The sequence below is a fragment of the Mycolicibacterium pyrenivorans genome (genome assembly GCF_025821625.1).
GTDB lineage: Bacteria > Actinomycetota > Actinomycetes > Mycobacteriales > Mycobacteriaceae > Mycobacterium > Mycobacterium pyrenivorans.
The window spans coordinates 36,593-63,075 of sequence record NZ_JACKSH010000046.1 but is presented as its reverse complement, the minus strand read 5'-3'; the positions used below and the strand labels follow the sequence as shown (position 1 = coordinate 63,075).

The following is a 26,483-nucleotide window of genomic DNA, read 5'->3' as shown; positions in this document are numbered from 1 at the left end:
GCAGCGGTGCACCGCGCCTGAGCATCACATGCTCGCGATGAGCCGTTTCACCCGTTCGTCGACCGACCGGAACGGGTCCTTGCACAGCACCGTGCGTTGCGCCTGATCGTTGAGCTTGAGGTGCACCCAGTCGACCGTGAAGTCGCGGCCGGCTTCCTGCGCGGCGCTGATGAACTCACCGCGCAGCTTGGCACGGGTGGTCTGCGGCGGCGTGTTCACCGCCGCCTCGATCTCTTCGTCGGTGGTGATGCGTGCCGCCAGACCCTTGCGCTGCAGCAGATCGAACACGCCGCGGCCACGCTTGATGTCGTGATAGGCCAGGTCGAGCTGGCTGATCTTGGGATCTGACAGTTCCATGTTGTAGCGGTCCTGGTAGCGCTGGAACAGCTTGCGCTTGATCACCCAGTCGATCTCTGTGTCGACCTTGGCGAAGTCCTGGCTCTCGACGGCGTCGAGCTGACGGCCCCACAGGTCGACGACCTGCTGGATCTGCGTGTTGGGTTCCCGCGTCTGCAGATACTCGACGGCGCGGCCGTAGTACTCGCGCTGAATGTCCAGCGCGCTGGCCTGCCTGCCCCCGGCCAGCCGCACCGGCCGTCGTCCGGTCAGGTCATGGCTGACCTCGCGGATCGCGCGGATCGGGTTGTCCAGCGAGAAGTCGCGGAACGCGACCCCGGCCTCGATCATCTCCAGCACCAACGACGCCGAGCCCACCTTGAGCATGGTGGTGGACTCGCTCATGTTGGAGTCGCCGACGATGACGTGCAGACGGCGGTACTTCTCGGCGTCGGCGTGCGGTTCGTCGCGGGTGTTGATGATCGGCCGCGAACGGGTGGTCGCGCTCGACACGCCCTCCCAGATGTGCTCGGCCCGTTGCGACAGGCAGAACGTCGCGGCCTTGGGGGTCTGCAGCACCTTGCCTGCACCACAGATGAGCTGGCGGGTCACCAGGAACGGCAGCAGCACATCGGAGATACGGGAGAACTCGCCTGCGCGCACGATCAGGTAATTCTCGTGGCAGCCGTAGGAGTTGCCCGCAGAATCGGTGTTGTTCTTGAACAGATAGATGTCACCGCCGATGCCTTCGTCGGCGAGGCGCTGTTCGGCGTCGATGAGCAGGTCCTCGAGCACCCGTTCACCAGCGCGGTCGTGGGTGACCAACTGCGTGAGGCTGTCACATTCGGCGGTCGCGTACTCCGGGTGGCTGCCCACGTCGAGGTACAGGCGCGCACCGTTGCGGAGGAAGACGTTGCTGCTACGCCCCCACGACACGACCCGCCGGAACAGATAGCGCGCCACTTCGTCGGGACTGAGCCGGCGATGGCCGTGGAACGTGCAGGTGACACCGAATTCGGTCTCGATGCCCATGATTCGTCGCTGCACCTCATCGAGACTACTTGCTGCTTGCGGGTGCGGGGGCGTGACGGGGCCGATGAGCCGCTTGCACGAAGAGCAGACGACGCCGATGAGCCGCTTGCGCGAAGAGCAGACGACGCCGATAGCGCTCGCTCTGCCGGCGCGACTTTCAGCGTTGGCGGCGTTGGACCTGTGGCCTGTGGATAACCCGGGAAGGCCGGGGGCGGGATCTGCCAGCATGAGCCATGGGGGAAATCGCACACGTCGATCTCGATAGATTGCGCCACCTCGCCGCCGGGGTTTCCACGGCCGCATCCGAGGTCGCCGACTTGCGCTGCCCGGAACTGCATCCCGACGAGCTGCGCGGCTCCGCGGTCGGCGCGGTCGTGACGTCCCGCCGGTTTCGGGCCCGGCTCGAAGAGGTCGGCACCGCGATGCGCGAGTGGGCGGGCGCCGCTCGCAGGACGGCCGACGCGTTCGAACACGCTGACACCGCCACCGGCGAGCGGATCGCCTCCCGTTGACCCGGCCGACCGTCTCTCAGGCCGACGCATGGCGGCCCGATGCGCTGCGTGAACTGGCCGACGACCTGGACGAGGCCGCCCGCCGCCTGTCCGGACTCGTCGATCGCGTCGTCGCCCACACCGCCGAGAGTCGTGACTACTGGACCGGGACCGCAGCCGATGCGGCGCGCCTGCACGCCCAGCAGATCGCCGCCGACGCCGGCGCGGTGGCACGCGGTCTGATCGCGGCGTCGGTGGCCGCCTCAGACGGTGCCGGCCAGATCGCGTCGGCCCGGTTCGACGTCCTCTCCCAGGTCGAGCAGGCAGAACGAGAGGGCTTCACCGTTGCCGAGGACGGGAGGGTGGGCGTCGGCGACGAGCCCGGGCCGTTGTTGGTGCTGCTCGCCGGCGGTGCGGAGGGGGTCGCCGAGGACCTGCTGGAGTCGCGCGCCGCGGAGTTGAGCGCGCGGATCGGCGGTGCCCTCGAGCGCCTCGGCAGCGCCGACGCCGACGCCGCGGCTGACCTCGCCGGTGCGTTCGGACAAGATCGGGGTGCGCCGCCACCCGCCGCGACCGTGACCGCGGGCGCATCGCCGGTGCAGTCGCCCGACCTCGCCGACGCCTGGCCGGGTATGAGCCAGGACCGCATCGCCGGCCAGATCGCCGCGATGACCCCCGAGCAGCGCGACCACCTCGTCACCGCGTTTCCCCGGCAGGTCGGCAACACGGATGGCGTGCCCTGGGCGATGCGGGTCGCGGCGAATCGACTCAACATCGCCTCGGCCATCGTCACCGAAACCGGTGCCGACGAGAATTCCCGACGCCGCATCGAGTTCTACCGCGGCCTGCTCGGCGAGATCGACGATCCCGTCGGCCGCCACGGCCGCATCCAGCGCCAAATCGTGGCGTTCGACCCGGGTCGCGCCTCGCTGATCGAACTCAACGGTGACCTCGCCTCCGCACGGGCGGTCGCGGTGCTCGTTCCCGGCGTGAACACCACCATCGAGGGCTCGGCCGCCAACACGTCCACCGCACGTCGGTTCGTGTCGGGCACCGCGGGCGACGTCGCCGTGATCACCTATCTCGGCGGCCCGTTTCCGCAGGTTCGCGACCCCGCGGCGGTGTTGCTCAACGCCGCCGATCCGGGCTACGCGATGGACATGGCACCCCGACTGGTGGCGTTCAGCGAGGACGTCGAACGCACCGTGCCACCCGGCGTCCCCGTCACGGTGATCGGCCATTCGTACGGCGGGTCGATCGTCGGGACCGCCGAGGTCTTCGGGCTGACGTCGGACCGCACACTGTTTCTGGCCGCGGCGGGGGCCGGCGTCGGTGTCGACGATGCCGGAGACTGGCACAACCGCAACCCGGACGTGCTGAGGTTCTCGATGACCGCGCCCGGCGACTTCATCCACGCCGTGCAGGGCATCCCCGTCGGCCCGCACGGCGCAGACCCGGACGAGATGCCCGGGGTGACCCGGTTGCGCACAGGACGTTACGACGACGGTCGGCCGGTGTTCGGCTGGGAAGCACACAGCGGCATGCTCAATCGGCCATCCGACGCGTGGCGCGCGATCCTGGCGGTCATCGCCGGGGAGACGCAAACCCTGCAGCGTCTTGGTTCCGGCAAGTGACAACGATGTCACCACAACTTGGGTCCGGGCAGGCCTATTCCCGGTCCTCAGTCGCGCGCGATCCAGCCCAGCCGGCGGCTGATCGTGTCCGCGGCGGCGATCGTCAGCTTCGCGATCTCTTCGAACCGCTCGGCCCCCAGGCGATAGGCGGGGCCCGAAACGCTAAGCGCCGCAACCACTTGCGAGTTTTTGTCATAGACGGGGGCCGCCGCGGCGTTGAGCCCGACCTCGAGCTCCTCGGACACACTGGCCCATCCGCGGTCGCGCACTCCCGCCAGCTCACGCTGCAGGTCCGACAGGTCGGACACCGTGGTGTCGGTGAAGGACTTCAACGCGCCGCCCAGCCGGGACCGCACCTCGGCGGGATCCAGTCCTGCCAGCAGCACCTTCCCGCTGGAGGTCGCGTACGCCGGGCAGCTCTGACCGACCCAGGTCCGCAACGTGATCTCGGCCGGACCGATCGCCTCGACGATGTTGACGATGCGATCACCGTCGAGCACCGCGAGGTTGACGGTCTCGCCCACTTCGACGCTGAGTCCGTCACAGATGTCCTGGCCGACCCTGGCGAGGTCCAGCTGGGCGCTGCCGGCGCGCGCCAGCCGCGACACCGCGAAACCCAGGCGGTACTTGCCGCGCTCGGACACCTGCTCGACGAAGCCTCGCGCTTCCAGGACCGCGATCAGGCGCGACACCGTCGACTTGTGGACACCGAGTTCGTCAGCGATCTCGGTGACACCCGCCTGGCCCATACCGGCCAGAATCTCCAGGACGAGCAGAGCACGATCCACCGACTGCACGGCGGCGGGTGAATCGTCTCGCTTGGCCATCGTCCCGACCCTATACGCCGTGAAACCCGACATTGCCGACCCGCCGCCGCACTGCGGCGATCTCGCGCAAGCCGTCACCGAGCAGGCTGCGGTTGAGTGGCGACAGCTCCGACGTGGTGATCACGTCGCCCGGGGTGTGACCCGCGGCGATCTGCTCGACCTGATGTGCCATCCGCAGGCGTTGCAGCATCGCGAACACGTCGCCCCAGGGTGAGGACCGGCATGTGCTGTCTGCTGTCAGATCGGCGGTCACGGTGCGCGCGGGGGCGCTCATCAGCTCGGCGATGGGCACATCGACGGGTAGCCCGACGGCAACGACCCGGGTGCGCAGGTCGCGATCGGTGAAGATGCCGAGCCCACCATCGGTCAACCGGATCAGCGCGTAGGACACGTGGTGTTCGGTCATCCTCACGACGACGTCGCGGACCGATTCCGACGGTCCGACCATCAGCACCTCGCCGTGGACGAGCTCGGCGACGGACCTGCCGTCGGTCGCGGGAGCGATGGTGGGCCGGTCCGTCGAGCCGCGGTTCCAGCCCGTGGACGCCAGGAACGCCAACCCGGCAGGTTTGGCGAACTGCGCCCGGACCAGCACACCCGGCAGCCGGATCAATGTGCTCGGCGCGGTGGTGCGCGCCTCGAAATCCATTCCCGCACCGGTCAGCAGCGGCATGTAGCCGAAGATCCCTCCTGGCCCGACGACGTCGATCCGGGAGCCGTCCGCACTGGCCCGCAAGGACACCACGCCGTCGCGGACCATCCAGATCTCGTCCGGTACCCGGGCCGCGTAGTCGGCGACGACGACGCCGGCGGGGAACTGTTCCACCGACGCCCCCTGCGCGAGCTCGGCGAGTTCGGACTCCGTCGACCCCTGGAACGGGGTGTGCTCGGCCAGGAACGACGAAACGTCTTTGCGCTCAGGAGGTTCGGATGAGGTCGGCACACTTCTCCGCCATCGTCATCACGGTGATGTTGGGGTTGACCGACGGAAGCCTCGGCATCGCCGAGGCGTCGACCACGCGCAGGCCCGACACCCCCTTCACGCGAAGCTGCGGGTCCAGGACCGCCATGGGGTCCGTGGCCGCGCCCATCCGCGCGGTCGCCGCAGGGTGGTAGACCGTGTTGTGGCATCGATGGATGTAGTCGAGCAGCTCGTCGTCGGAGGTCGCCTCGGGTCCCGGCGCCAGCTCCCTGCCCACCCAGGCGGCCAGCGGCGCCTGCTCGGCGATGGTTCGAGCCAGCTTCACCCCGGTGAGCATGATCCGCTCATCGTAACCGTCGGGGTCGGTGAAATAGCGTGGGTCGACCCGTGCCCGGTCCCGGAAATCCCGTGAGCGCAACCGCACCGTCCCCCGCGACCTGCCCTGGGTGACGTTGGGTGTCAAGCAGAATCCGTTGTCCGTCGTCGGGTAGCCGTGGCGCAGCGTGTTCATGTCGAAAGGCACACTGCCGTAGTGCATCATCAGGTCGGGCTGGACGACGTCCTCGTCGACCGTGGTGAACAACCCGATCTCCCACCACTGGGTCGACTTCGTCACCATCGGTTCGGCGGCCTCCCACGACACCAGACCTTCGACATGGTCGTCGAGGTTGGCTCCCACTCCCGGGGCGTCGACGCGCACCGGGATCCCGATCTCGCGCAGATGTGCGGTCGGCCCGATCCCCGACAGCATCAACAGCTTCGGGGTGTCGATCGCCCCGGCGGTGAGGATCACCTCGCGGCGGGCCCCCACGGTGTCGTATCCGGTCAGGTCGGGCCGCTGGTGACGAACCCCGGTGGCCCGCAGCGAGTCGTCGAAGAGGATCTCCGAGACCCACGCATCGGTGCGAACCTCCAAGTTCTTGCGAGACCCCATGATCGGGTGCAGAAACGCATGTGACGTCGACAGCCTGGTGAGGCGGTCCTTTTCCACCGCCGCGTTGATCTGGAACCACCCCGCCCCGTTGCGCACCGTCTCACCGCGGTTGAACGCCACCGTCGGCAGGCCCACCATCGCTGCTGCCTCCAGAACCGCTGCACCACAGGGGTCTTCGGGCGGAACGTCGCGCAGCAGCACCGTTTGTGTCAGCCGCTCGACGAGCGGGAGCACATCTGCTGCGCCCCAGCCGACGGCACCCATGCGGACCCATTCGTCCAGAGCTTCGGCGGGCGGCCAGAACGCGATGCACGAGTTGTGCGACGAGCAGCCGCCGAGCACTTTGGCTCTGGCGTGCCGCATGAACGAGTTGCCACGCTCCTGCGGTTCGACCGGATAGTCCCAGTCGTAACCGGAGTCGAGCAGATGCATCCATGCGGACAAGTCGAGGATCGCGTCGTCGCCGACATCGGATGGTCCGGCTTCGATCAGGCACACGGTGACGCCGGGGTCCTCCGACAGCCGGGCGGCGAGCACGCACCCGGCGGTGCCGCCGCCGGCGATCACATAATCGAACTCCGCGGTGCCGAACTCACGTTGCTCAGCCATCAGCGCCCACCTCGGCGACCGTCTCGGCGACATGCGAGTTCAGTGTGCCGATGTGGTTGCGGCCCTTGACGAAATACCACCCCAGCCCGGACCCGAGGATGATCCCGATGTAGACGAAGGCCCCCCAGGTGTTGTACCAGGGGTCGCCGTAGACCGCAGAACGCGGCCACGCGAGATTCAGCGCCATGCTCACACCCCAGACGACGGCCACGATGTTCACCGGCAGTCCCCAGCGACCCATCGTGAAGTAGCCCCCCTCCTCGAGATCCTTCGGCGGCCACTGGTGTCCCGGGTCTCGAGCGACGCCAACCGCTCTTTGTCGCGTTGCAGCAGATCGGCCACCCGATCCAGGAGTTCCGAACGCTCGGTCACCGGCGTGGCCCGCCAGGCGCCGTCGTCGAAGGCCGACCGTGCTGCTGCCACCGCGGCGGTTGCGTCGTCGGGGGTGGCCTCGTCGACGACGGCGGCGACACTCCCGTTGGCAGGGTTGATGATGTCGCGGGTGCCGCCGTCGGACGAATGGCGCCAGGTGCCACCGATCCAGAGGTCAGGCTCGCCGTCCATCCGAATCTCCCGTCGCTTCGCTCGCCCCCATCCGAATCTCCCGTCGCTTCGCTCGCCCCCGGCCGATCTCCCGTCGCTTCGCTCGCCCCCGGCCGATCTCCCCTTACTCGTCAGCCGAGACGGGACACTACCCACTCATGGAACTCCGCGATGTGGTGTTCGGTGGGGACGAGGACGCCGCCCTGCCGGTAGGCCCGCGACGACATGGCGGGTTGAGTTCGCTCGCACGCGGCGAAATCCTGCTCGTTGACCCGCTGGAACAGCTCGACCGAGTGGGACAGGTCCTGGTCGGATCCGAGAACCTCACCGGTGTAGAGCCAGTCGCATTCCACGACCGTGCGCTCCGCCGACATCGGGTACATGCGATGGAAGATGACGTGATCGGGCACCAGGTTGATGAAGACCGTCGGTTTCACCGTGATGGCGTAATAACGCCGGTCCTGCTCGTCGGTGATACCCGGCAGCCGGTCGAACCCGGCTGCGCCGTCGATCGTGAATCCGGCTACCTGCGGGCCGAATTCGGCGCCGACACCGACGTTGGCCTGTGCGGCCACGCCGCGCGCGAACTCGGGAAGCACCCCGACCAACTCGGGGTGGATGGAGCTGCAGTGGTAGCACTCCATGAAGTTCTCGACGATCAGCTTCCAGTTCGCCGCGACGTCGTAGACGATCCGGTGGCCCACATCAAGGCCGCCGATCCCGTACCGGTTGATGGCGTCCGCGTCGCCGAGCGTCCTGGTCGCCTCCACCACCACCTCCTCGAAGGGCGGTGGGGTTTCGGCCAGGCACACCCAGGCGTAGCCGAGCCATTCGGTCAGCGCCACCGGCACCAAGCCGAACTCGTACCGGTCGATCAGCGCGCCCGCATCGTCGGTCAGCGCCCCGATGTTGGGCGCGGCCGTGAGCCTGCCGTCCAGCGCGTACGTCCAGGAGTGATACGGGCAGCGCAGGCTGCGCCTCACCTGTCCCTCGGCCTCGGTGCACAACTGGGCTCCACGGTGTCGACAGATGTTCAGGAACGCCCGGAGTAGTCCGTCACGCCCGCGTACCAGCAACACGCTCTCGCTGCCGATCTGGACCTTCTTGAACCTGCCGGGTAACGCGAGGTCCGATGACCTGGTCGCACAGAACCACATGGCCTCGAAGATGCGCTCCTGTTCAGCGGCGAACACGTCGGGGCTGGCGTAGTAGGCGCCGCCGAGGGTGGCACGAAGAGCCGAGGGCGGCTGGACCAGCGGTGGAGGATCCGCTGTCATGTGGTCACCAACCTGCGGGGGTCGAACAACGAGATCGGGTGCGCCGTCGAACCCGTGATCGCGAGGTCGGCGAGGATCTCCCCCACCACCGGGACGAACTTGAAGCCGTGACCGGAGAACCCGCACGCGACGGTGACGTTCTCGCTGCCGGGATGCCGGGCGATCACAAAATGCTGATCGGGGGTGTTCGAGTACATGCACGTCGCCGAGTGCAGGCACGGCCCGTCCAGCACGGGAAGCAGTTCTGCTGTGCGCTCACGCATTTCGCGGATCTCGCGGTCGTACACGGTGCGGTCGATGGTGTCGGGGGTGCACACCACGCCCTTGCGGAAGAATGCGACCTTGACGCCGCCCCGCGCGCCGTCGATGGCGGGGAACCCGTAGATCTGCATACCGTCGGCACTCTCGTCGATGAAGATCGGGTGATCGACGAACGGCGCGGTGCCCCCTGCGGGGTCCAGCCAGTAGAGCACCTGGCGCTCGACGGTGATCGGGATGCCGAACTCGGCCAGCAGCTGCGGCGCCCACGCGCCGGGACAGATGACCAGCTGACCCGCCGTATAGGTGCCCCGGTCGGTCTGGACGGTGACACCGGCTGCGGTCTCGGCCCATTCGAGAACCTGCTCGCCGAATTGCAGTGTAGCGCCGGCCTGTTCGGCCAGCGCGAGGTGAGCCTGAACGGTCAGCTCCGGACGGGCGAAACCCGCCTTGTCCTCATAGAGCGCGATGTCACCAGAATCGGGGGTGAAGTTCGGGAAGCGGGAACGGATTTCGGCGGCATCGAGGACCTCGTGCGGCAGTTCCCACTGGCAGCTGGCCTTGAGGCTGCCCGCCACGGTCAGGCAGTCCGGCGGGCCGATGAACAACCCACCCGTGATGCGGTACACCTCTTGCTGCGAGTCGGCGGCCAACGCTGCCCACAGCTCGTAGGCCCGCAACAGCAGCGGCACATAGGCGGGGTCCTCGAAGTAGGACTGCCGGATGATGCGCGAACCGCCATGGCTGGAGCCCCTGTCGTGGGCCGGCGAGAACTTCTCCAGCCCGAGCACCCGCTGGCCGCGCGCGGCGAGGTGATACGCCGCGGCACTGCCCATGCCGCCGAGCCCGATGACGATGACGTCGTGAACCATCGGCGCTACCTCTTGATCCGCAGCATCTCGGGGTCCACCACCGGGTCGGCGTGCACCACTGCGTGGTGGGTGGCACCGAAGTAGTCGACCGTGACGGCGTCGCCGACACCGACGTGCGCAGGCAGCCACGCGTAGGCGATGGTGCGGCCCACGGTCGACGAGTAACCGGCACTGGTCACATAGCCGACACAGGCCCCGTCGACGGACACCGGCTCCTTGCCCAGCACTGCGGCGTTCGGGTCGTCGAACACGATGCTGCGCAGCATAAGTTCGGGCGCCGGCGCGCGCCGCAGCGCCGCCTTGCCGACGAAGTCGACGTCCTTGTCCATCCGCACCGCGAAGCCCACGCCGGCCGCGGCGGGACGGTGCTCGGCCGTCATGTCGGCCCCCCAGCTGCGGTAGCCCTTCTCGATGCGCAGGCTGTTGAACGCGATCCTGCCTGCCGGAATGATCCCGTGCGGTCGGCCCGCCCGCGCGAGCAGATCCCACAGCGCCGCTCCGTATTCGGCGCTGGTGTAGATCTCCCACCCGAGTTCGCCGACGTAGGACATCCGCATCATGGTCACGGGGATGGCGTCCAGGTAGGTGCGGATAGCGCGGAAGTACCGGAAACCCCGGTGGGACAGGTCGTCTGGGCACAGCGGTGCGACCACCTCGCGGGCCGACGGGCCCCAGACGCCGACACAGCAGGTGCCGCCGGTGGTGTCGCGCAGCACGACGTCGGCGGGCCGATGGCGCGACAGCCAATCGAAGTCCATCGGCGAGTTCGCGCCGACCTGAAAAACCTCGGGCGCCAGCCGGGCGACGGTGAGATCGCTTCGAATTCCCCCGGTTTCGTCCAGAAGCAGGGTGTAGGTGACCGAGCCGACACTCTTGTCCACGTTGTTGGAGGTCATCCGTTGCAGGAACGCGAGCGCACCGCGGCCGGACACCTCGTAGCGCGTCAGCGGCGTCATGTCGTACATGGCGACTCGCCGGCGGGTCCAGTGTGCTTCGGCGACGGAGATCGGTGACCAGAACCGCGCCGCCCACTCGTCACGCTCGGGAAGGACCAGACCGTCGGCTGCGAGCTGTTGCAGCACTGCGTCGTTGGCTTCGAACCAGGCCGGGCGTTCCCAGCCGCCCCCTTCGTAGAAGAATGCCCCCGCCTCGACCTGTCGCGCATGGAACGGGCTGGTGCGCAGGCCGCGCGGCGCGGAGCGGTACTGGTGTGGGTGGATGACGTCGTAGACCTCGACGAACGCCTGGGAGCTGGTCTGCATGACGAACGACGGGCTGCGCGCGACGTCCTCGAAGCGGTACAGGTCACACTCGTGGGTGTCGATCGAGGGTGTGCCGTCGATGATCCACTCCGCTGTCGCCCGTGCGACGCCTGCCGAGTGGGTCACCCAGACCGCCTCGGCGACCCAGAATCCGGGCAGCTCGCGATGCTCACCGATGATCGAGAATCCGTCCGGGGTGAACGAGAAGATGCCGTTGAAGGCCTCTTCGAGTTTCGAATCCTCCAGCGCGGGAATCAGTTCGGCCGCTGCCTGCCATGCGGGCGCGAAGTCGTCCTCGGTGAACGGCATCATCGACGGCATCGGTTCACCTGCGGTGTCGGCCAGCAGCGTGGACATGTCGACGGGCATCGGCCTATGGCTGTAGGAGCCGATGCCGAGACGGTCCACGTGCTCACGGAAGTACAGGTCGGCGTCCTGGTGGCGCAGGATCGGCAGGCCGGCCTCGGCGAGTTCGGTGTTGCGTCCCACGAGTGACTCGAGTTGTCCGGTCCGCGCATATTGATGCGCCATCGGCACGAGTGGCAGCACCAGCCCGACCTGCCGGGCGAAATGCGCGCCCCAGAAGCCGGCCGCGCACACCACGATGTCGGCGTCGATGATGCCGTCGGCGGTGCGCACACCGGTGACGCGAGTTCCGTTGTCGACGATGCCGAGCACCTCGGTGTGCGGACGCAGCGTGGCGCCCCTGCCCTCGGCTCGGCGGGCCTGCGCCTCCGCGGCCCGTAGCGCCTTGGCCAGGCCGTCGGCCGGGGTGTGGAACCCGCCGAGGACGCGGTCCTTGTCGATGAGGGGGTGCAGGGTGACGCATTCGCCGGCCGTCAGCAGGCGCCCCTCGATCCCCCACGCCTGAGCCCACCCGGCTTTGCGGTGGAGGTCGGCCCACCGTTGGGGGGTGGTGGCCACCTCGAGGCCGCCGACCGGGTTGAACGCCCACCCCTGCGGATGCTCCAGCGAGCCGAACTTCTCGACCGTGTACTTGGCGAATGCGCTCATGGTCTTCGACGGGTTGGTCTGGAACACCAGCCCCGGGGCGTGTGAGGTGGAGCCTCCGGTGGCGAACAACGGCCCACGGTCGACGACGGTGACCTCGGTCCAGCCGCGCGCGGTGAGCTCATCGGCCAGGGACGTGCCGACGATGCCGGCACCGATCACGACGACCTTGGGCATGCGCGGCCGCTCCGATTTCACACTGATCCGCAGATGGGTTGCGTATTGCGCAACATTGCGCGCTATACGCAACAGATCATCCATCCTCGGCGACACATCGTCAACCCGGACACGCCTGTGGATTCGCGTCGGGACTGCAGTGAGGGCGAGAAATTGCGAGTGATCTGCGCCCTGAGCGCAGTCTCAGCGCTGGTTAGGAGTCTGGAGTATCGCCGGACTCGGCCGAGTCGGCCGCCTCGGTCGAATCCGCCGAATCCCCTTGGGGCAGCACCGTTTCGAGCGCTGCGCCGGTGATCCGACGGAAGGCCCGCCGCGGCCGGTTGGCGTCGAGGATCGCCACCTCCAGGGTGGCGGGCCCCAAAATACGCTTCTCGTTGGCGTTGCCGCCCGCGCTGAGCGCGCCCACCGCGATGGACACCGCGTCGGCGAGGCTCGCGTTCTCGGCGTAGGTCTCGTTGAGCGCCGTCGAGATGGGCTCGGTGGTACCACCCATCACAACGAAGTGCGGTTCGTCGGCGATCGACCCGTCGTAGGTGATGCGGTACAGCTCAGGGGCTTTGGTCTCACCGAAGTGGGCGACCTCGGCCACGCACAATTCCACCTCGTACGGCTTGGCCTGCTCGGTGAAGATGGTGCCCAGCGTCTGGGCGTAGACGTTGGCCAACTGACGACCGGTCACATCGCGGCGTGAGTAGGCGTAGCCCTGGGTGTCGGCGAACCGGATGCCACCGCTGCGCAGGTTGTTGAACTCGTTGAAGCGCCCGACGGCGGCGAAGCCGACCCGGTCGTAGAGTTCGCTGACCTTCTGCAGGGACCGCGACGGGTTCTCCGCGACGAACAGCACGCCATCGGCGTAGGCCAGCACGACGACGCTGCGCCCCCTGGCGATGCCCTTGCGCGCCAACTCCGAGCGCTCACGCATCGCCTGCTCAGGCGAGATGAAATAGGGAAAGCTCACGAATCCTCACCTCGAGGCTCGGCGTCGGGGCCGAATGTGTCTGCCCGCGAACGACTCTCGATTATCTCACGGCATACCGCGGCGATCTGCTGCTCGGCGATGTCGACGGCGCCGTCGGCGCCGATCACCACGGCGGTCGGATAGATGCCGCGCACCAGATCGGGCCCGCCGGTCGCGGAGTCGTCGTCGGCGGCGTCGTAGAGCGCCTCGATCGCGACCCGCAGCGCGGAGTCCACGTCGGTGACCTGCGAGTAGAGCTTCTTCATCGAGGACTTCGCGAAGATCGACCCGGAGCCGACCGACTGGTAACCCTCTTCCTCGATGTTCCACCCGCCTGCGGCATCGAACGACACGATGCGACCTGCGCCCTCGGGGTTCGGATCGTCGAGGTCGTATCCGGCCAGCAACGGCAGCGCGACGAACCCCTGCAGCGCGGCGCCCAGATTGCCGCGGACCATGGTGGCCAACCGGTTGACCTTGCCGGGGAACGTCAACGCGACGCCCTCGATCTTCTCGTAGTGCTCGAGTTCCACGGCGTACAGCCGGGCGAATTCCACGGCGATCGCCGCGGTCCCCGCGATGCCTGTGACGGTGTAGTCGTCGGTGATGTAGACCTTCTGCACGTCACGGCTGGCAATCATGTGTCCCTGGGTGGCCCGCCGGTCACCGGCCATCACCACGCCACCCGGGTACTTCAATGCCACGATCGTGGTCCCGTGCGGCAGCGCGTCCGTCGGCAGCGGCCCGGCACCCGGCAACAGATGGGGCGCCTGGTGGCGCAGGAAATCGGAGAACGACGACAGGTTAACGCCGCCGTTGGACAGGCCATGTGGCAACGAGTTGAACGCTCCGGATGTTGAGGACGGAAAAGCCGATTGTTCGCGGTGCGGCCAGGTCACTGGCCGCCCTTCTGGACGTACGCACGTACGAAGTCCTCGGCGTTCTCCTCCAGGACGTCGTCGATCTCGTCGAGCAGGTCGTCGGTGTCTTCGGCGAGCTTCTCGCGGCGCTCCTGCCCGGCGGCCGTGCTGCCGGTGGAGTCGTCGTCTTCCCCGCCCCCGCCGCCACGCTTGGTCTGCTCCTGAGCCATCGCTGCCTCCTGCGTATGTTCTGTTCCGTTACGGGCGTTCCCTGACCTGCCCGCCGGTCCCCCCACACTACCGGTCGGCAGCGAGATTGCTGGGGATAGCTCGATCAGGTCGTGAGCTGTTCGACGAGTTCCGCGGCGCTGTCCACGGAGTCCAGCAGGGCCCCGACGTGGGCCTTGCTGCCCCGCAACGGCTCCAGCGTGGGAATCCGCACCAGCGAGTCGCCGCCCAGGTCGAAGATCACCGAATCCCAGCTGGCGGCGGCGATGTCCGCCCCGAATCGCCGCAGGCACTCCCCCCGGAAGTACGCCCGGGTGTCGGTCGGCGGGTTGTCCACGGCATCGAGCACCTGTTGTTCGGTGACCAACCGCTTCATCGAGCCGCGGGCGACGAGCCGGTTGTACAGTCCCTTGTCCAGGCGCACATCGGAGTACTGCAGGTCGACGAGGTGCAACCGCGGCGCCGACCACCCGAGGTTCTCGCGGTGCCGGAAACCGTCGAGCAGCCGCAGCTTGGCGGGCCAGTCCAGCAGGTCGGCGCACTCCATCGGATCACGCTCGAGCAGGTCGAGGACGTTGGCCCAGGTCTCGACGACGTGCGAGGCGCGCGGATCGGGATCGCGGCTGTCGACCAGCTTGGCGACGCGGTCCAGGTAGATCCGCTGCAGCGCAAGACCAGTCAGTTCGCGGCCGTCGGCCAGCGCGACGGTGGCACGCAACGACGGATCCCGGCTGATGACGTGCACGGCGTGCACCGGCCGGGCCAGGACCAGGTCGGAGAGATCCATCCCCTCCTCGATGAGGTCGAGGACCAGCGCCGTCGTGCCGACCTTCAGATAGGTCGAGGTCTCGGCGAGGTTCGCATCGCCGATGATGACGTGCAGCCGGCGGTACTTGTCGGCGTCGGCGTGGGGTTCGTCGCGGGTGTTGATGATCCCGCGCTTGAGCGTGGTCTCCAGGCCGACCTCGACCTCGATGTAATCGGCGCGCTGACAGAGCTGGAAGCCGGGTTCGTCGCCGGAGGGGCCGATACCGACGCGACCGGACCCGGTGACCACCGAACGGGACACCAGGAACGGCGTCAGTCCGGCGATCACCGCCGAGAACGGCGTCTGGCGCGACATCAGATAGTTCTCGTGAGAGCCGTACGACGCGCCCTTGCCGTCGACGTTGTTCTTGTAGAGCTGCAGCTTGGCGGCGCCGGGAACGCTGGCGACGTGGCGCGCCGCGGCCTCCATCACCCGCTCGCCGGCCTTGTCCCAGATCACGGCATCCATCGGATCGGTGCACTCGGGCGCGGAGTACTCGGGATGGGCATGATCGACGTAGAGACGGGCGCCGTTGGTCAGGATCATGTTGGCGGCGCCGACCTCGTCGGCGTCCACCACGGGCGGGGGGCCCGACGCGCGGCTCAGGTCGAATCCCCGGGCGTCTCGCAGCGGGGATTCCACCTCGTAGTCCCAGCGGGTGCGCTTGGCCCGCTGGATTCCCGCGGCCGCCGCGTACGCCAGCACAGCCTGAGTTGAAGTGAGGATCGGATTCGCGGTCGGGTCGGACGGCGATGAGATGCCGTACTCGACCTCCGTTCCGATGATCCGTTGCATACAGGCCAGCGTAGAGGTCATGAATGCGGCAAGGTCACGAGGCTGCGCGGAATGCGGGCACCGAGCGCGACCTCGTGATGAGATTGGCCGACGATGACAGCGCACTACTTCGGCGGCAGGCACGTCAGGTGCAGTGTCCGGTGAACCCGGCCTCCGAGCAACGCCTCGCTGCCGAGCGCTGGTTTCTCCAGCACGGCCTGCCCGCCGTGCTGCGCCCGGGCACCCTGGTGCGACGGGTCTGGTACAGGTCCGTGCCCGCCCTCGCGGCGTTCGCCGTGACGATGGCGTTCTCGATCGTCGTCGTCAGCGTCACCGGCAAGCACACGATCGACATCGACGGATCCCCGACCCGAACCGAATGGTTCATCCTGGGGATCGTCGTGCTGGTGCTCCCGGCCGCCGCGGTCGTCGGTTGGCTGGTCTCGCGTGCCGAAAACCCCCGGGTCCGCGCTGCGATATCGGCGGTCGCCCTCGCGGTGGCGGCACTGAGCACCGTCTTCGGCGGACCGAGCGCCTTCATCGTCGTCGACGTGATCGTCGAGGGCGTGGTCATCGTGGCGATATTGCTGTGCACTGCAACGGGAATCGGCTCGATCCTGGGGTGGGCGGTGCGCGTCACACTCGCCAACCTCGCGTCGGCGGGCAGCATGCTGCTTCGAGCCCTCCCGGTGATGCTGCTGACCGTGCTGGTCTTCTTCAACGGGCCTGTCTGGACGATGGCGTCGACGGTGAGCCGTGCCCGGCTGTGGATGGCGCTGCTGTTCCTGTTCCTCATCGCCGCGGCATTCCTGGTGTCCAGCACGCTGGGCCGGGTCCGGCCGATCCTGCAACCTGAGGCCAAGCAGCCCGAGGACGCCGAGAAGCTGACCGGGACGCCGTTCGAGACGCTTCCCGACCGGCCGCGCCGCGTGCCCCTGTCGAAGGCCGAACAGGCCAACGTGGTGTTCGTGGTAGCGCTCTCCCAGATCGTCCAGGTGCTGACGGTCGCGGTGGTGACGGGCCTGTTGTTCCTCACGCTGGGTCTGATCCTGGTCAGTCCGGAAATGCTGGCCGGCCTGACCGGTAACGGGTCCTCCGATGGCCAGTTGCTGGGCATGACGCTGCCGATCCCCGATGCCCTCATCCAGGTGACGATGTTCCTGACGTCGCTGACCTTCATGTACCTGGCGGCCCGCGCGGTCGGCGACAAGGAGTACCGCGGGCAGTATCTCGATCCTCTGATCGACGATCTCCGGCTCACCTTGGTCGCACGCGACCGCTACCGCACCGCGACGGCGGCACGGTGAGCGCGACCGCATCGGAGACACAGCTGATCCACGACTGGTTTCTGCACCGCGGGCTGCCGTTGGTGCTCACTCGACGGGTGCGCTCGCGCGCGTTGATGGCCCGCTCCGCGCCGATGGTGGCCGGGGTCGGCGCGCTGACCGCGGTGACGATGCTGCTCGCCGACTGGACGGGTGACGACCCGGATTACGGCTATATCGTTCGGCTGGCCGTCGTCGCCGCCGTCCTGGCCGCCGCCCCCTTCGCGCTCTTCGTGCTGCACCGGCGCGGCACCGCGGCCTCCGAAGCGGGCAGGCGCACGGCCGCCCTGGCGGTGATGGCGATCTTCGTGCTCTTGATGCCGTTGATCGCATCCGGCTGGTCCGCGGCCGCGCTGGCCGAGGTGCCCGCGTTCCTGTTGGTGTCGCTGCTGGCGGTGTGGTCCACCTATCTCGGTTTCGGCGCGATTCTGTTGTGGGCGTTCCGGTTCGCGTGGATTCAGCTGGGTGCGCTCGGCACCCTGATGAGCCGGGCGTTACCACTGCTGATGCTCACCGTCGTCGTGTACTTCACCGGCGAGCTGTGGCAGCTGGCCGCCCGGATGACTCGGGAAAGGCTCTGGCAGACAATCGGTTTCCTCGCCCTGGTGGCCGTGCTGTTCATGATCGCCACCATCCGCGACGAGGTGGACGCGCTGCGCGAGGACCGGGCCGGGCCGTCCGATCCGGTGGCCCTGCTCACCGGAACGCCTCTACAGCCCGCGGCTGGAGAGCCGCCTGCGCGCACCCCGCTGTCGCTTGCCGAGCAGGTGAACGTGGTGGCCGTCATGGTTGTCGCACAGGCGATTCAGGTGGTCTTGTTCACCGCGGGCCTGTTCGCGTTCTTCCTGGCCCTCGGCATCATCGCGATACCCGACGACGTGACGGTGCTGTGGTCGAGCGAGGAGACGTGCGCGGTCGGGACACCGCCCTGCGCCGGAACGTGGTTCGGCATCCACATCCCGATACCTCAGACCGTCGTGCACACTTCACTGTTCGTCGCGGTGCTGTCGGGCCTGTACTTCACCGTCAGCACCAGCGTCGACCCGCTGTACCGGCAGCGGTTCTTCGACCCACTGGTCGCCGATGTCGCGGTCAGCCTCGCCGGCCGCGACGCCTACCTCGAACTGGAACGCTGATCTCACTGCCCGCCACGCAGCAGAATGTGACGGGTCGCCTCGGTGCGTGAGGACACCCCAAGCTTGCGATACGCGCGATAGAGATGGTTGGCGACGGTCTTGGTACTCAGGTGCAGCCGCCGCCCGATCTGCGCATTGGTCAGTCCGCGCGCGACCTCCTCCAGCACTCGGCGCTCGGCATCGGTCAGCCTGCCGATCTCCTCGGAGTGCACCGACGGTTGCAGACGCGCAGCCCAGGCGGAGGCCCCGATCCGGCGGAAGCCGTAGCGGGCCTCGGTGCGGGCATGCTCACGCTCGGCCTGATCTGCGGCCACCGTCGCCTTGTCCATGAAGGCCCGGGCACGGTCGAAGGCGTCGATCTCGGGATCGAAGATCGACACGGCGTCGTCGAGTAATTGCTGCGCCTGCGCCGGGTCCACGTGCGCGCACGACAATGCTCGCGCGCGCTGAGCGGTCGCCCTGGTCCATCTGCTTGCCCCGGGTGCGGCGGCGACGGCGGTGAGGTGAGCGACGAGTGGTTCGGCATCGCCGGGTCGTCCCAGCTCGGCGTAGGCCTGGACGAGGTCGACGTGCCAACGCGCCAGCTGCGGCGCCAGCAGCCCTGTCACCTGCTCGAATGCCCAGCATTCGCCGAGGTAGCCGACGACATCGTCATATCTGCCCTCCGTGAGAGCGGCCAGACCCGCGTTGGCGAGAAGGAAGTAGCGCGCGCCGAAGGTCGACTGTTCATCCGAGATCGCGAACCCGAGTTCCAGATCCGCCGCCGCGGCCTGATCGTCGCCTCTGATGGCCGCTACGCGGGCGCGCAGCGACAGCCAGAACGGTCCGAACGCCCGTTGCCCTGTGGCCAGGCACAGCGCGACGGCCTCGTCGAGACACACCAGCGCGTCGTCGAACCGCGATGCACGGACATAGGTTTCGCCCAGTGCGCCGTACGCCATCGCCAGCGATGCCCGCGCCCCTTCGGAGCGCAACGCGCCGATCAGCCGGGTCAGTTGGGAGACACTCTGGTCGTAGCGCTCGGCGATCGACAACGCCCTGCCGACGTGCAGCCCGACGAGGGGATCGTGCCGGATCGCGGCCATCAGATCCCGCGTCTCGAGCGTACCGACCAGGTCGTCGGCCCGGCCTTCGTCAGCCGCACTCGCGGCATGGGCGAGGACCACCGTCGCGACGTCTGATTCCACCGATTCAGGCTTGGTCTGTTCGACCGCGGCCTCGGCGGTCGTGACGATCTGTGCGACGAGACCGAGCATCCCCAGTGGGACCGCCATCCGCGCGAGCACTGCACCGGCCCGCTCCGGCGACGCGACCGTCAGGCATTCCGTGAGCCGCTGCTGGGCGACCGCGGGCGCGCCGTCCATCGCCTCCAGTGTGGCCAGCGACAACGTCGCCGCAACGTGCAACTCACCCGACGCCGGATCGTCCAGGACCACCTCGAGCCGGTGTCGCGCGGCCTCGGCCTCTCCGGCAGCCCCGAGCAGTTCGGCTGCCTCGAGTCGCAGCCGGCCCCGCCGCGTGTCGCTGGCGGTCAGTCCCGCGGCGAGGTCGAGCATCCGGGCCGCCGCCTCGATCCCACGGCCGGCGCGCATCCCCCTTGCGGCAGCGACGAGCGCATCGGTCAGGGGCTCGTCCGGCCCGATCACACCCTTGGCACGATGAGCCAACCGGAGTTCGTCGGGCACCGATGGGTTCTCCGCAACTCCATGTTGAGTTCGCGACGCCGCTGTTCGGTCATCCCTCCGAGCACCGCATTGCGCAGCAGCGGGTGCCGCAACGTCAGACGGCCGTTGGCCAGGGTGTCCGCAATTGCCACCCATGAGCCGTCGGCAGAGACGGCGACGCGGTCGAGCAGCTCTCGCGCCGCACTGTCCGGCGGCGGAAGCTGATGGGTGAAGACGGCGGCCAGGTTTCCGGCGAGTGGGATCTCCTGCGGCAGTGGCCGCACACCGAGCAGTTGGTCCCGCGTCAGCGCCTGAGGCAACTCGCTCAACGCGAGGGGATTCCCGCAAGCCTCCTCGACGAGGCGCCGTGCGACCGACGGATGAATGGCAGCGTCGGTGGCGCCGCTGAGCATCTCCATGGCGTCGCCGGGGGGTAACCCATGGAGTTCGTGAACGCGGAATCCCTCGGCGAATGCCGATGTCGGCCGAACGCGACGGCCCGTGACGACCACAAGCACCCTGCTGAGCACTGCTCGCCGGAGCGCAAGGTTCAGCGCCGTGCGACTGGAAGGGTCCGCGTCGTGGATGTCGTCGATGAGCAGCGCAACGTCGCTGGACTTCTCCAACGCAGAACACAGTACATCGGCACCCCTCATCGGGTCCGGGTCCGACGAACACCAATCGAGCGATGTCGAAACCTTTAGCAGGGAAGCGATCTCGATTACGGCGGACATCGGTGTCCCCAACTCGCCACCCCGACAGGTGATGACGCGTGCCGCTGAACCGATGTGATCGGCCAGCCACGACAGGGTGGTGGACTTGCCTATCCCGGCATCACCGAGCAGGACGTGTACCTGACCACCGCCATGCCGGATTTGCGCCCACGCGTGTGTCAGGCGGTCGCCGAGTTCGGTGCGCCACGCCAAGCCTGCCATTGGCAGGCAGGCTATCTCAGATGTCGTGGCTGCGGCGCCCGCTCAGCGCCCCCCGATGACTTCCCAGGTGTCTTCACCGTCCGGGCCGGCTGCAGTGACTCTCACCGGCCTGGTGTCCCCTCGGCGATCGGCGGCCTCGCAGTCGAACGATTGACCCACGGCCACGACCTTGAGCCCGTTGCCGCAGCGGACGGTGACGTCGAAGCCGTAATCCTTCGAGACCTCCTCGGACAAGCCCTTTTCCGTCTCGGCGAGGTCATAGACCGAGTCGAGCGTGGCGAAGTCGACGTTGTAGTCGTCGTCGGTGAACTTGACCTCCACGCGGACGTCGTTGCCGTCGAGGTCGGCGATGCAGTTGAAGCTCGCCCCCGCTTTCGGCGGGCTCGACGGACGAGGACACTCGACGGCCGACACCTGGCGGGATATGGCGGAGTACTGCGTGTTGAGCTCGTCGGCGATCGCGGTCTCGAGCTTTTCGTAGTCCGGGCCGCCGGAGGAGAACGAGAACTGGCAGCCTGCCGCCATCGGGGCCAGGATGAGCAGGGCCAGAAAGGGGCGCTTCGCCGTCACGTCTTGACTGTAAACCTCCTCCCTTCCGCCGGAAATGGGCAAAATTCCTCAACTCCGCGCGCGGATCCGCACGACGCGAACGTCGCGAGCGCTAGATTCACTGCCGTGGACGACCTGCGCGGCAAGCGTTACGGCGAGGTGTTGCTGATCAGCGTCGGGGCAGGCGGCCCGCGAGCCACCGTGTACAACACGTTTCCGCTCAACGACTGCCCCGCCGAGTTGTGGTCGCAACTCGACGCCGACTCCCTGGCCGAGGAGCACGGAGCGGCAGCGGCGCTGCTCAACGGGCCACGGTACTGGCTGATGGACAGCATCGAGAAGGACATGTCCGGCCAGCCGGAGACCGCGGCGTTCGGCGGCATCGACATGATCCGGCAGGCGGCCGTCGAGTTGACGTCGATGAACCCGGCGCCCTACCTGTCCAATGAGGTCAGCCGCAACGCGGTGTTCGTGTTCGACTCGGGTGAACCCGTCTTCGAGCTCACCGATCCGGGCGGTGGCCGTTGGGTGATGCAGACGTGGAGCCAGGTCGTCGACCCCGCACTGGCCTACGAGGACCTTCCTGGGCTCGCGACCCGCCTCGACCTGCCCCAGGGTTGGTCGTACCGCATGCGCGTCCTCGACGACGACCTGCGGATCGATACCAGCAGTCAGGCCGCCCAGGTTCTGCAGGACGACCTGACCAACAGTTATTCGCTGGTGCGCTAGAGGTACTGCCCCAGGTTCGACTCGGTATCAATGGCCCTGCTCGCACTCGAACTCTTGCCGGTGACGAGCGTGCGGATGTACACGATCCGCTCGCCCTTCTTGCCCGAGATACGGGCCCAGTCGTCGGGATTGGTGGTGTTGGGCAGGTCCTCGTTCTCGGCGAATTCGTCGACGATCGAGTCGAGGAGATGCTGGATGCGCAGGCCTCGCTGGCCGGTCTCCAGCACCGACTTGATCGCGTTCTTCTTCGCCCGGTCGACGACGTTCTGGATCATCGCCCCGGAGTTGAAGTCCTTGAAGTACATGACTTCCTTGTCACCGTTGGCATAGGTGACCTCCAGGAACCGGTTGTCGTCGATCTCGGCGTACATGCGGTCGACGACCTTCTCGATCATCGCCTTGATGGTCAGCGACCGGTCGCCGCTGAACTCGGCGAGGTCGTCGTCGTTGATCGGGAGTTGCTCGGTGAGGTACTTGCTGAAGATGTCCTGCGCCGACTCGGCGTCCGGCCGCTCGATCTTGATCTTGACGTCCAGGCGGCCGGGCCGCAGGATCGCCGGGTCGATCATGTCCTCGCGGTTGGAGGCGCCGATCACGATGACGTTCTCCAGGCCTTCCACGCCGTCGATCTCACTGAGAAGCTGTGGGACGACGGTGGTTTCGACGTCGGAGCTGACCCCGGTGCCGCGGGTGCGGAAGATGGAGTCCATCTCGTCGAAGAACACGATGACCGGGGTGCCCTCCGACGCCTTCTCCCGTGCCCGCTGGAAGATGAGCCGGATGTGGCGTTCGGTCTCGCCGACGAACTTGTTGAGCAGTTCGGGGCCCTTGATGTTGAGGAAGTACGACTTCGCCTCGCGGGCGTCGTCGCCGCGCACCTCGGCCATCTTCTTGGCCAGCGAGTTGGCCACGGCCTTGGCGATCAGCGTCTTGCCGCAGCCGGGCGGACCGTAGAGCAGCACGCCTTTGGGTGGGCGCAGCGAGTACTCCCGGTAGAGCTCCTTGTGCAGGAACGGCAACTCGACCGCGTCGCGGATCTGCTCGATCTGACGACCCAGGCCGCCGATGTCGTTGTAGCTGACGTCGGGCACCTCTTCGAGCACGAGATCCTCGACCTCGGCCTTCGGGATGCGCTCGAACGCGTAGCCGGCCTTGGTGTCGACGAGCAGCGAGTCACCCGGGCGCAGCTTGCGCGGCCGGTCGTCAGTCAGATCGTCTTCATCGGCGTACGAACCGTCGGGCAGGTGCTCGGCGGCCACCAGCGGCTCGGCGAGCCACACGATGCGCTCCTCGTCCGCGTGACCGATGACCAGCGCCCGATGCCCGTCGGAGAGGATCTCCCGCAGCGTGCAGATCTCGCCGACGGCCTCGAAGTGGCCCGCTTCCACGACGGTCAGCGCCTCGTTGAGACGGACCGTCTGCCCCTGCTTGAGTTCCTTGGTGTCGATGTTCGGCGAGCAGGTGAGCCGCATCTTGCGACCCGAGGTGAACACGTCGACGGTGTCGTCCTCCTGGACCGACAGCAGCACGCCGTAGCCGCTGGGCGGCTGGCCGAGCCGGTCGACCTCCTCGCGGAGGGCCAGCAACTGCTGGCGCGCTTCCTTGAGGGTGTCCATGAGCTTGGCGTTGCGGGCGGCGAGCGAGTCGATCCGCGCCTCGAGCTGGTGGACGTCACGCGCACTGCGGAGTCCACTCTGTGGGCCTACCGCATTTTCGAGCTGCTCACGAAGGAGCGCAGCCTCGCGGCGCAGCTGTTCCAGTTCTGCAGCATCCTCTGGGGACAGCTCGCTATCGGGAGATGTCCCAAAGACGTCAGAGGCCTCAGAACGTTCGGACTCACTCATGCTGAGCTCCTTTCCCACACCGGATGTTGGTGCGGTAACAACTTCAACGCTACCGGCGATTCAGTCTTTGTGTGCGGTGTAGGAATTCGACACACCAGCAACACTGTTAGCCTCAGATGATCAGTCGGCCGAACGGAAGGACAGCCGTGACCCTGAAAACCCTCGTTACCAGCTTGACAGCTGGAGCAGCAGCAGCCGTAGTGGTGGGCGCTGCCGCAGCGGGTGTGACCTCGATTGCAGCAGGCTCTGGAGCCGTGGGCGCCCCAGCGCAGCCCGCGGTGCAGCCGGTGGTCTTCGACGTGCCGCTGCCTGCCGCACCGGCTCCCGACCTCCAGGGACCGCTGGTGTCGACGCTGAGCGCGCTGGCGGGACCGGGCTCGTTCTCCGCAGGCAAGGCCAGCTACGTGCAGGGCGGCCTCGGGCGGATCGAGGCCAGAGTGGCCGACAGCGGGTACAACAACGCCGCGGCCAAGGGCTACTTCCCGCTGAGCTTCTCCATCACCGACATCGACCAGAACGGCCCCGTCGTCACGGCCAACGTCACCGCATCGGCCCCGTCCGGCGCGGTCGCGACCCAGCCGTTGACGTTCATCGCGGGTCCGAGCCCGACCGGCTGGCAGCTTTCGAAGCAGTCGGCGATGGCCCTGATGTCGTCTGTGGGCTGATCTCCGGTTCTTACCGAATCATGACGCGGGTGCGTCGCACTGCTTTGGCCCTGAGCGCCGCCACATTCGTGGCGGCGTTCGGGCTGAGCGGGTGTGGTCAGTCGGGTCAACCCGAGCATCCGGCGGCGTCGCCGTCCGTCGAGACGTCACCCGCGCCCTCCGTCGGGATGCCCCCACCGGCGCCGCCCGCCCCCGGCGGCCCTCCGCTGCCACGTGACAGTGCGCTGATCGATGTGATGAGCAGGTTGGCCGATCCGGCCGTCCCCGGCTCCCAGAAGGTCGACCTCATCGAAGAGGGCACGGCCGACGAGGCCGCCGGTCTCGACCGCTTCGGTATCGCGCTGCGTGACAACGGCTCGCTGCCCCTGACGTTCGAGGCACGAGACCTGGCCTGGTCACAGGCCAATCCGGGCAACGTCGTCGCGACGGTGGTGGTCAGGACCGCCAACCCTCAGGGTGGCGAGTTCAGCTATCCGATGGAGTTCGTCCCGGCCGCAGGTTCGTGGCAGCTGACACGGCAGACCGCCGACCTGCTGCTGCAACTCGACGACGGGCAGAACCCGCCGCCTGCCCCACCGCCGCCACCGACGCCGCCGCGCTGAGCGCATGTGGATCGGCTGGCTGGAGTTCGACATCCTGCTCGGTGACGTGCGATCGCTGAAGCAGAAGCGCTCGGTCGTCCGGCCGCTGATCGCCGAGCTCACCCGCCGGTTCTCCGTGTCGGCCGCCGAGACCGGATCCCAGGACCTGCATCGAAGGGCCGGGGTCGGAGTCGCCCTGGTGGCCGCCGACCGCGCACACGCGGTGGCCGTGCTCGACGCCGCCGAACGGCTGGTGGCCGCCCGGCCCGAGCTCGAACTCCTGTCGGCGCGGCGCGGGCTGCGGCGGAGCACCGACGACTAGGGCTGAGTCCCGGTCGCGTCTTCGCGTCCCTGTTCTTCGCGTGCCTGTTCTTCGCGTCTCTGTTCCTCGCGTCTCTGTTCCTCGCGTCCGCGGTTCTTCTTGCGCAGCGGGACCGGCGCCACAGCGCCCGGCGCCAGTCTGCGGGCGCTGATCAGGAATGCGGTGTGCCCGCGCATCGAGTGCTCCGGGCGCACCGCCAGCCCGACGACGTGCCAACCGCGCTGCATGCTCTCCCACGCCCTCGGCTCGGTCCAGCACTGCTGTTCGCGCAGCGCCTCCACCGTCCTGGACAGCTGGGTGACGGTGGCGACGTAGACGATCAGCACCCCGCCGGGTATCAGCGCGGCTCCGACCGCGGGGAGCACCTCCCACGGCGCGAGCATGTCCAGAACGACGCGGTCCACCTCGGGGCCGGCGTACTGCTTGACGTCGGCGATCACCAACTCCCAGTTCTGAGGTCGGTCCCCGAAGAACGTTGTGACGTTGCGCACCGCGTGCTCGGCATGATCCTCGCGCACCTCGTAGGACGTCACCTTCCCTTCGGGCCCGACAGCTCGCAGCAGCGAGCACGTCAACGCGCCCGAACCGGCGCCGGCCTCGAGCACCCGCGCCCCGGGGAAGATGTCACCCTCGTGCACGATCTGGGCGGCGTCCTTCGGGTAGACAACCTGGGCGCCGCGGGGCATCGACATCACGTAGTCGACGAGCAGCGGCCGCAGCACCAGGAACTGATCGCCGTTGGTGGAGCGGATGACGCTACCTTCCGGCAGCCCGACGACGTCGTTCAGCGCGATGATGCCGCGGTGGGTGTGGAACTCCCCGCCCGGCTTGAGCAACATCGTGTACCGCCTGCCCTTCGCGTCGGTGAGCTGCACGCGATCACCGACGGCGAACGGACCGGTCGGGGCTTTCTCTGGCAC

23 protein-coding genes and 3 pseudogenes are annotated in these 26,483 nt (G+C 67.8%); 8 read left to right on the top strand and 18 right to left on the bottom strand.

From position 1 onward, the window contains the following. Positions 1-24: 24 nt before the first annotated feature. The gene (gene pafA, locus H7I57_RS06700) at positions 25-1,383 is read right to left on the bottom strand and encodes a Pup--protein ligase (protein WP_264022587.1); all 1,359 of its coding nucleotides are present in this window, start codon (positions 1,381-1,383) and stop codon (positions 25-27) included. Positions 1,384-1,601: 218 nt separating this feature from the next. Between pafA and H7I57_RS06695 the strand changes: the two genes are divergently transcribed. Together H7I57_RS06695 and H7I57_RS06690 are read left to right on the top strand one after the other, a co-directional pair. Then, the gene (locus H7I57_RS06695) at positions 1,602-1,880 is read left to right on the top strand and encodes a DUF7162 family protein (RefSeq protein WP_264022586.1); all 279 of its coding nucleotides are present in this window, start codon (positions 1,602-1,604) and stop codon (positions 1,878-1,880) included. After that, complete coding sequence (locus H7I57_RS06690; protein ID WP_264022585.1) at positions 1,877-3,493, top strand: alpha/beta hydrolase; 1,617 nt, start codon at positions 1,877-1,879, stop codon at positions 3,491-3,493. Before H7I57_RS06695 ends, H7I57_RS06690 begins: the two co-directional genes overlap by 4 nt. 47 nt (positions 3,494-3,540) lie before the next feature. On the opposite strand, the gene H7I57_RS06685 is transcribed toward H7I57_RS06690, so the two are convergent. From H7I57_RS06685 to dop, 12 genes and pseudogenes are all read right to left on the bottom strand, one after another. Next, complete coding sequence (locus tag H7I57_RS06685; RefSeq protein ID WP_264022584.1) at positions 3,541-4,320, bottom strand: IclR family transcriptional regulator; 780 nt, start codon at positions 4,318-4,320, stop codon at positions 3,541-3,543. Positions 4,321-4,330: 10 nt separating this feature from the next. Next, complete coding sequence (locus H7I57_RS06680) at positions 4,331-5,263, bottom strand: cyclic nucleotide-binding domain-containing protein (protein WP_264022583.1); 933 nt, start codon at positions 5,261-5,263, stop codon at positions 4,331-4,333. Further along, entirely contained in the window at positions 5,238-6,785 is a 1,548-nt protein-coding gene (locus tag H7I57_RS06675) for a GMC family oxidoreductase (RefSeq protein ID WP_264022582.1), read from the bottom strand. The genes H7I57_RS06680 and H7I57_RS06675 overlap by 26 nt, the downstream gene beginning before the upstream one ends. Then, a pseudogene (locus H7I57_RS06670) lies at positions 6,778-7,068 on the bottom strand (amino acid permease); the annotation flags it as partial. The gene H7I57_RS06675 and the pseudogene H7I57_RS06670, both read right to left, overlap by 8 nt. Next, a pseudogene (locus H7I57_RS06665) lies at positions 7,068-7,349 on the bottom strand (aldehyde dehydrogenase family protein); the annotation flags it as partial. The pseudogenes H7I57_RS06665 and H7I57_RS06670, both read right to left, overlap by 1 nt. Positions 7,350-7,459: 110 nt before the next feature. Then, on the bottom strand, positions 7,460-8,605 hold the full coding sequence (locus tag H7I57_RS06660) for an aromatic ring-hydroxylating oxygenase subunit alpha (protein WP_264022581.1): 1,146 nt from the start codon (positions 8,603-8,605) through the stop codon (positions 7,460-7,462). Continuing rightward, positions 8,602-9,735, bottom strand: coding sequence for an N-methyl-L-tryptophan oxidase (solA, locus tag H7I57_RS06655; RefSeq protein ID WP_264022580.1), 1,134 nt, complete (start codon positions 9,733-9,735; stop codon positions 8,602-8,604). Before solA ends, H7I57_RS06660 begins: the two co-directional genes overlap by 4 nt. Before the next feature lie 5 nt (positions 9,736-9,740). After that, on the bottom strand, positions 9,741-12,185 hold the full coding sequence (locus tag H7I57_RS06650; RefSeq protein WP_264022579.1) for a GcvT family protein: 2,445 nt from the start codon (positions 12,183-12,185) through the stop codon (positions 9,741-9,743). 193 nt (positions 12,186-12,378) lie between these two features. Beyond that, a complete protein-coding gene (gene prcA / locus H7I57_RS06645) occupies positions 12,379-13,143 on the bottom strand; it encodes a proteasome subunit alpha (protein WP_264022578.1) in 765 nt (254 codons plus the stop codon). Continuing rightward, positions 13,140-14,042, bottom strand: a complete 903-nt coding sequence (prcB, locus tag H7I57_RS06640; protein WP_308204320.1) for a proteasome subunit beta — start codon at positions 14,040-14,042, stop codon at positions 13,140-13,142. Before prcB ends, prcA begins: the two co-directional genes overlap by 4 nt. After that, a complete protein-coding gene (locus H7I57_RS06635) occupies positions 14,039-14,233 on the bottom strand; it encodes a ubiquitin-like protein Pup (protein ID WP_264022575.1) in 195 nt (64 codons plus the stop codon). The genes prcB and H7I57_RS06635 overlap by 4 nt, the downstream gene beginning before the upstream one ends. A gap of 104 nt (positions 14,234-14,337) precedes the next feature. Continuing rightward, the gene (gene dop / locus H7I57_RS06630; protein WP_264022574.1) at positions 14,338-15,834 is read right to left on the bottom strand and encodes a depupylase/deamidase Dop; all 1,497 of its coding nucleotides are present in this window, start codon (positions 15,832-15,834) and stop codon (positions 14,338-14,340) included. Between the two features lie 140 nt (positions 15,835-15,974). Here dop and H7I57_RS06625 point away from each other — a divergent pair, with 140 nt between their 5' ends. Continuing rightward, on the top strand, positions 15,975-17,120 hold the full coding sequence (locus H7I57_RS06625; RefSeq protein WP_264022612.1) for a phosphatidylglycerol lysyltransferase domain-containing protein: 1,146 nt from the start codon (positions 15,975-15,977) through the stop codon (positions 17,118-17,120). Beyond that, entirely contained in the window at positions 17,117-18,274 is a 1,158-nt protein-coding gene (locus H7I57_RS06620) for a hypothetical protein (RefSeq protein WP_264022573.1), read from the top strand. Before H7I57_RS06625 ends, H7I57_RS06620 begins: the two co-directional genes overlap by 4 nt. 2 nt (positions 18,275-18,276) lie before the next feature. Here H7I57_RS06620 and H7I57_RS33440 read toward each other — a convergent pair whose 3' ends face one another. The 3 genes from H7I57_RS33440 to H7I57_RS06605 are packed head-to-tail and all read right to left on the bottom strand — an operon-like array spanning position 18,277 to position 21,443. Then, on the bottom strand, positions 18,277-19,959 hold the full coding sequence (locus H7I57_RS33440) for a helix-turn-helix domain-containing protein (RefSeq protein ID WP_264022572.1): 1,683 nt from the start codon (positions 19,957-19,959) through the stop codon (positions 18,277-18,279). Further along, positions 19,917-20,873, bottom strand: a complete 957-nt coding sequence (locus H7I57_RS06610; protein ID WP_264022571.1) for an AAA family ATPase — start codon at positions 20,871-20,873, stop codon at positions 19,917-19,919. Before H7I57_RS06610 ends, H7I57_RS33440 begins: the two co-directional genes overlap by 43 nt. Before the next feature lie 42 nt (positions 20,874-20,915). After that, positions 20,916-21,443, bottom strand: a complete 528-nt coding sequence (locus H7I57_RS06605) for a DUF4333 domain-containing protein (RefSeq protein ID WP_264022570.1) — start codon at positions 21,441-21,443, stop codon at positions 20,916-20,918. Positions 21,444-21,548: 105 nt separating this feature from the next. On the opposite strand from H7I57_RS06605, the gene H7I57_RS06600 reads away from it, so the two are divergent. Further along, on the top strand, positions 21,549-22,151 hold the full coding sequence (locus H7I57_RS06600) for a hypothetical protein (protein WP_264022569.1): 603 nt from the start codon (positions 21,549-21,551) through the stop codon (positions 22,149-22,151). Here H7I57_RS06600 and arc read toward each other — a convergent pair. Continuing rightward, the gene (gene arc / locus H7I57_RS06595; protein ID WP_264022568.1) at positions 22,148-23,995 is read right to left on the bottom strand and encodes a proteasome ATPase; all 1,848 of its coding nucleotides are present in this window, start codon (positions 23,993-23,995) and stop codon (positions 22,148-22,150) included. The two genes, H7I57_RS06600 and arc, sit on opposite strands and share 4 nt — an antisense overlap. 146 nt (positions 23,996-24,141) lie before the next feature. Between arc and H7I57_RS06590 the strand changes: the two genes are divergently transcribed. Genes H7I57_RS06590 through H7I57_RS06580 form a run of 3 tightly spaced genes read left to right on the top strand, consistent with a single transcriptional unit; the run spans position 24,142 to position 25,563 of the window. Beyond that, positions 24,142-24,660 (top strand): MTB12 family secreted protein, encoded by a 519-nt coding sequence (locus tag H7I57_RS06590; protein WP_264022567.1) that lies wholly within the window; start codon positions 24,142-24,144, stop codon positions 24,658-24,660. 20 nt (positions 24,661-24,680) lie between these two features. Next, complete coding sequence (gene lppK / locus H7I57_RS06585; protein ID WP_372510133.1) at positions 24,681-25,262, top strand: lipoprotein LppK; 582 nt, start codon at positions 24,681-24,683, stop codon at positions 25,260-25,262. A gap of 4 nt (positions 25,263-25,266) precedes the next feature. Next, complete coding sequence (locus H7I57_RS06580; RefSeq protein ID WP_264022565.1) at positions 25,267-25,563, top strand: DUF503 domain-containing protein; 297 nt, start codon at positions 25,267-25,269, stop codon at positions 25,561-25,563. Between the two features lie 80 nt (positions 25,564-25,643). On the opposite strand, the pseudogene H7I57_RS06575 reads toward H7I57_RS06580, so the two are convergent. Continuing rightward, positions 25,644-26,483: pseudogene (locus H7I57_RS06575) on the bottom strand (tRNA (adenine-N1)-methyltransferase); the annotation flags it as partial.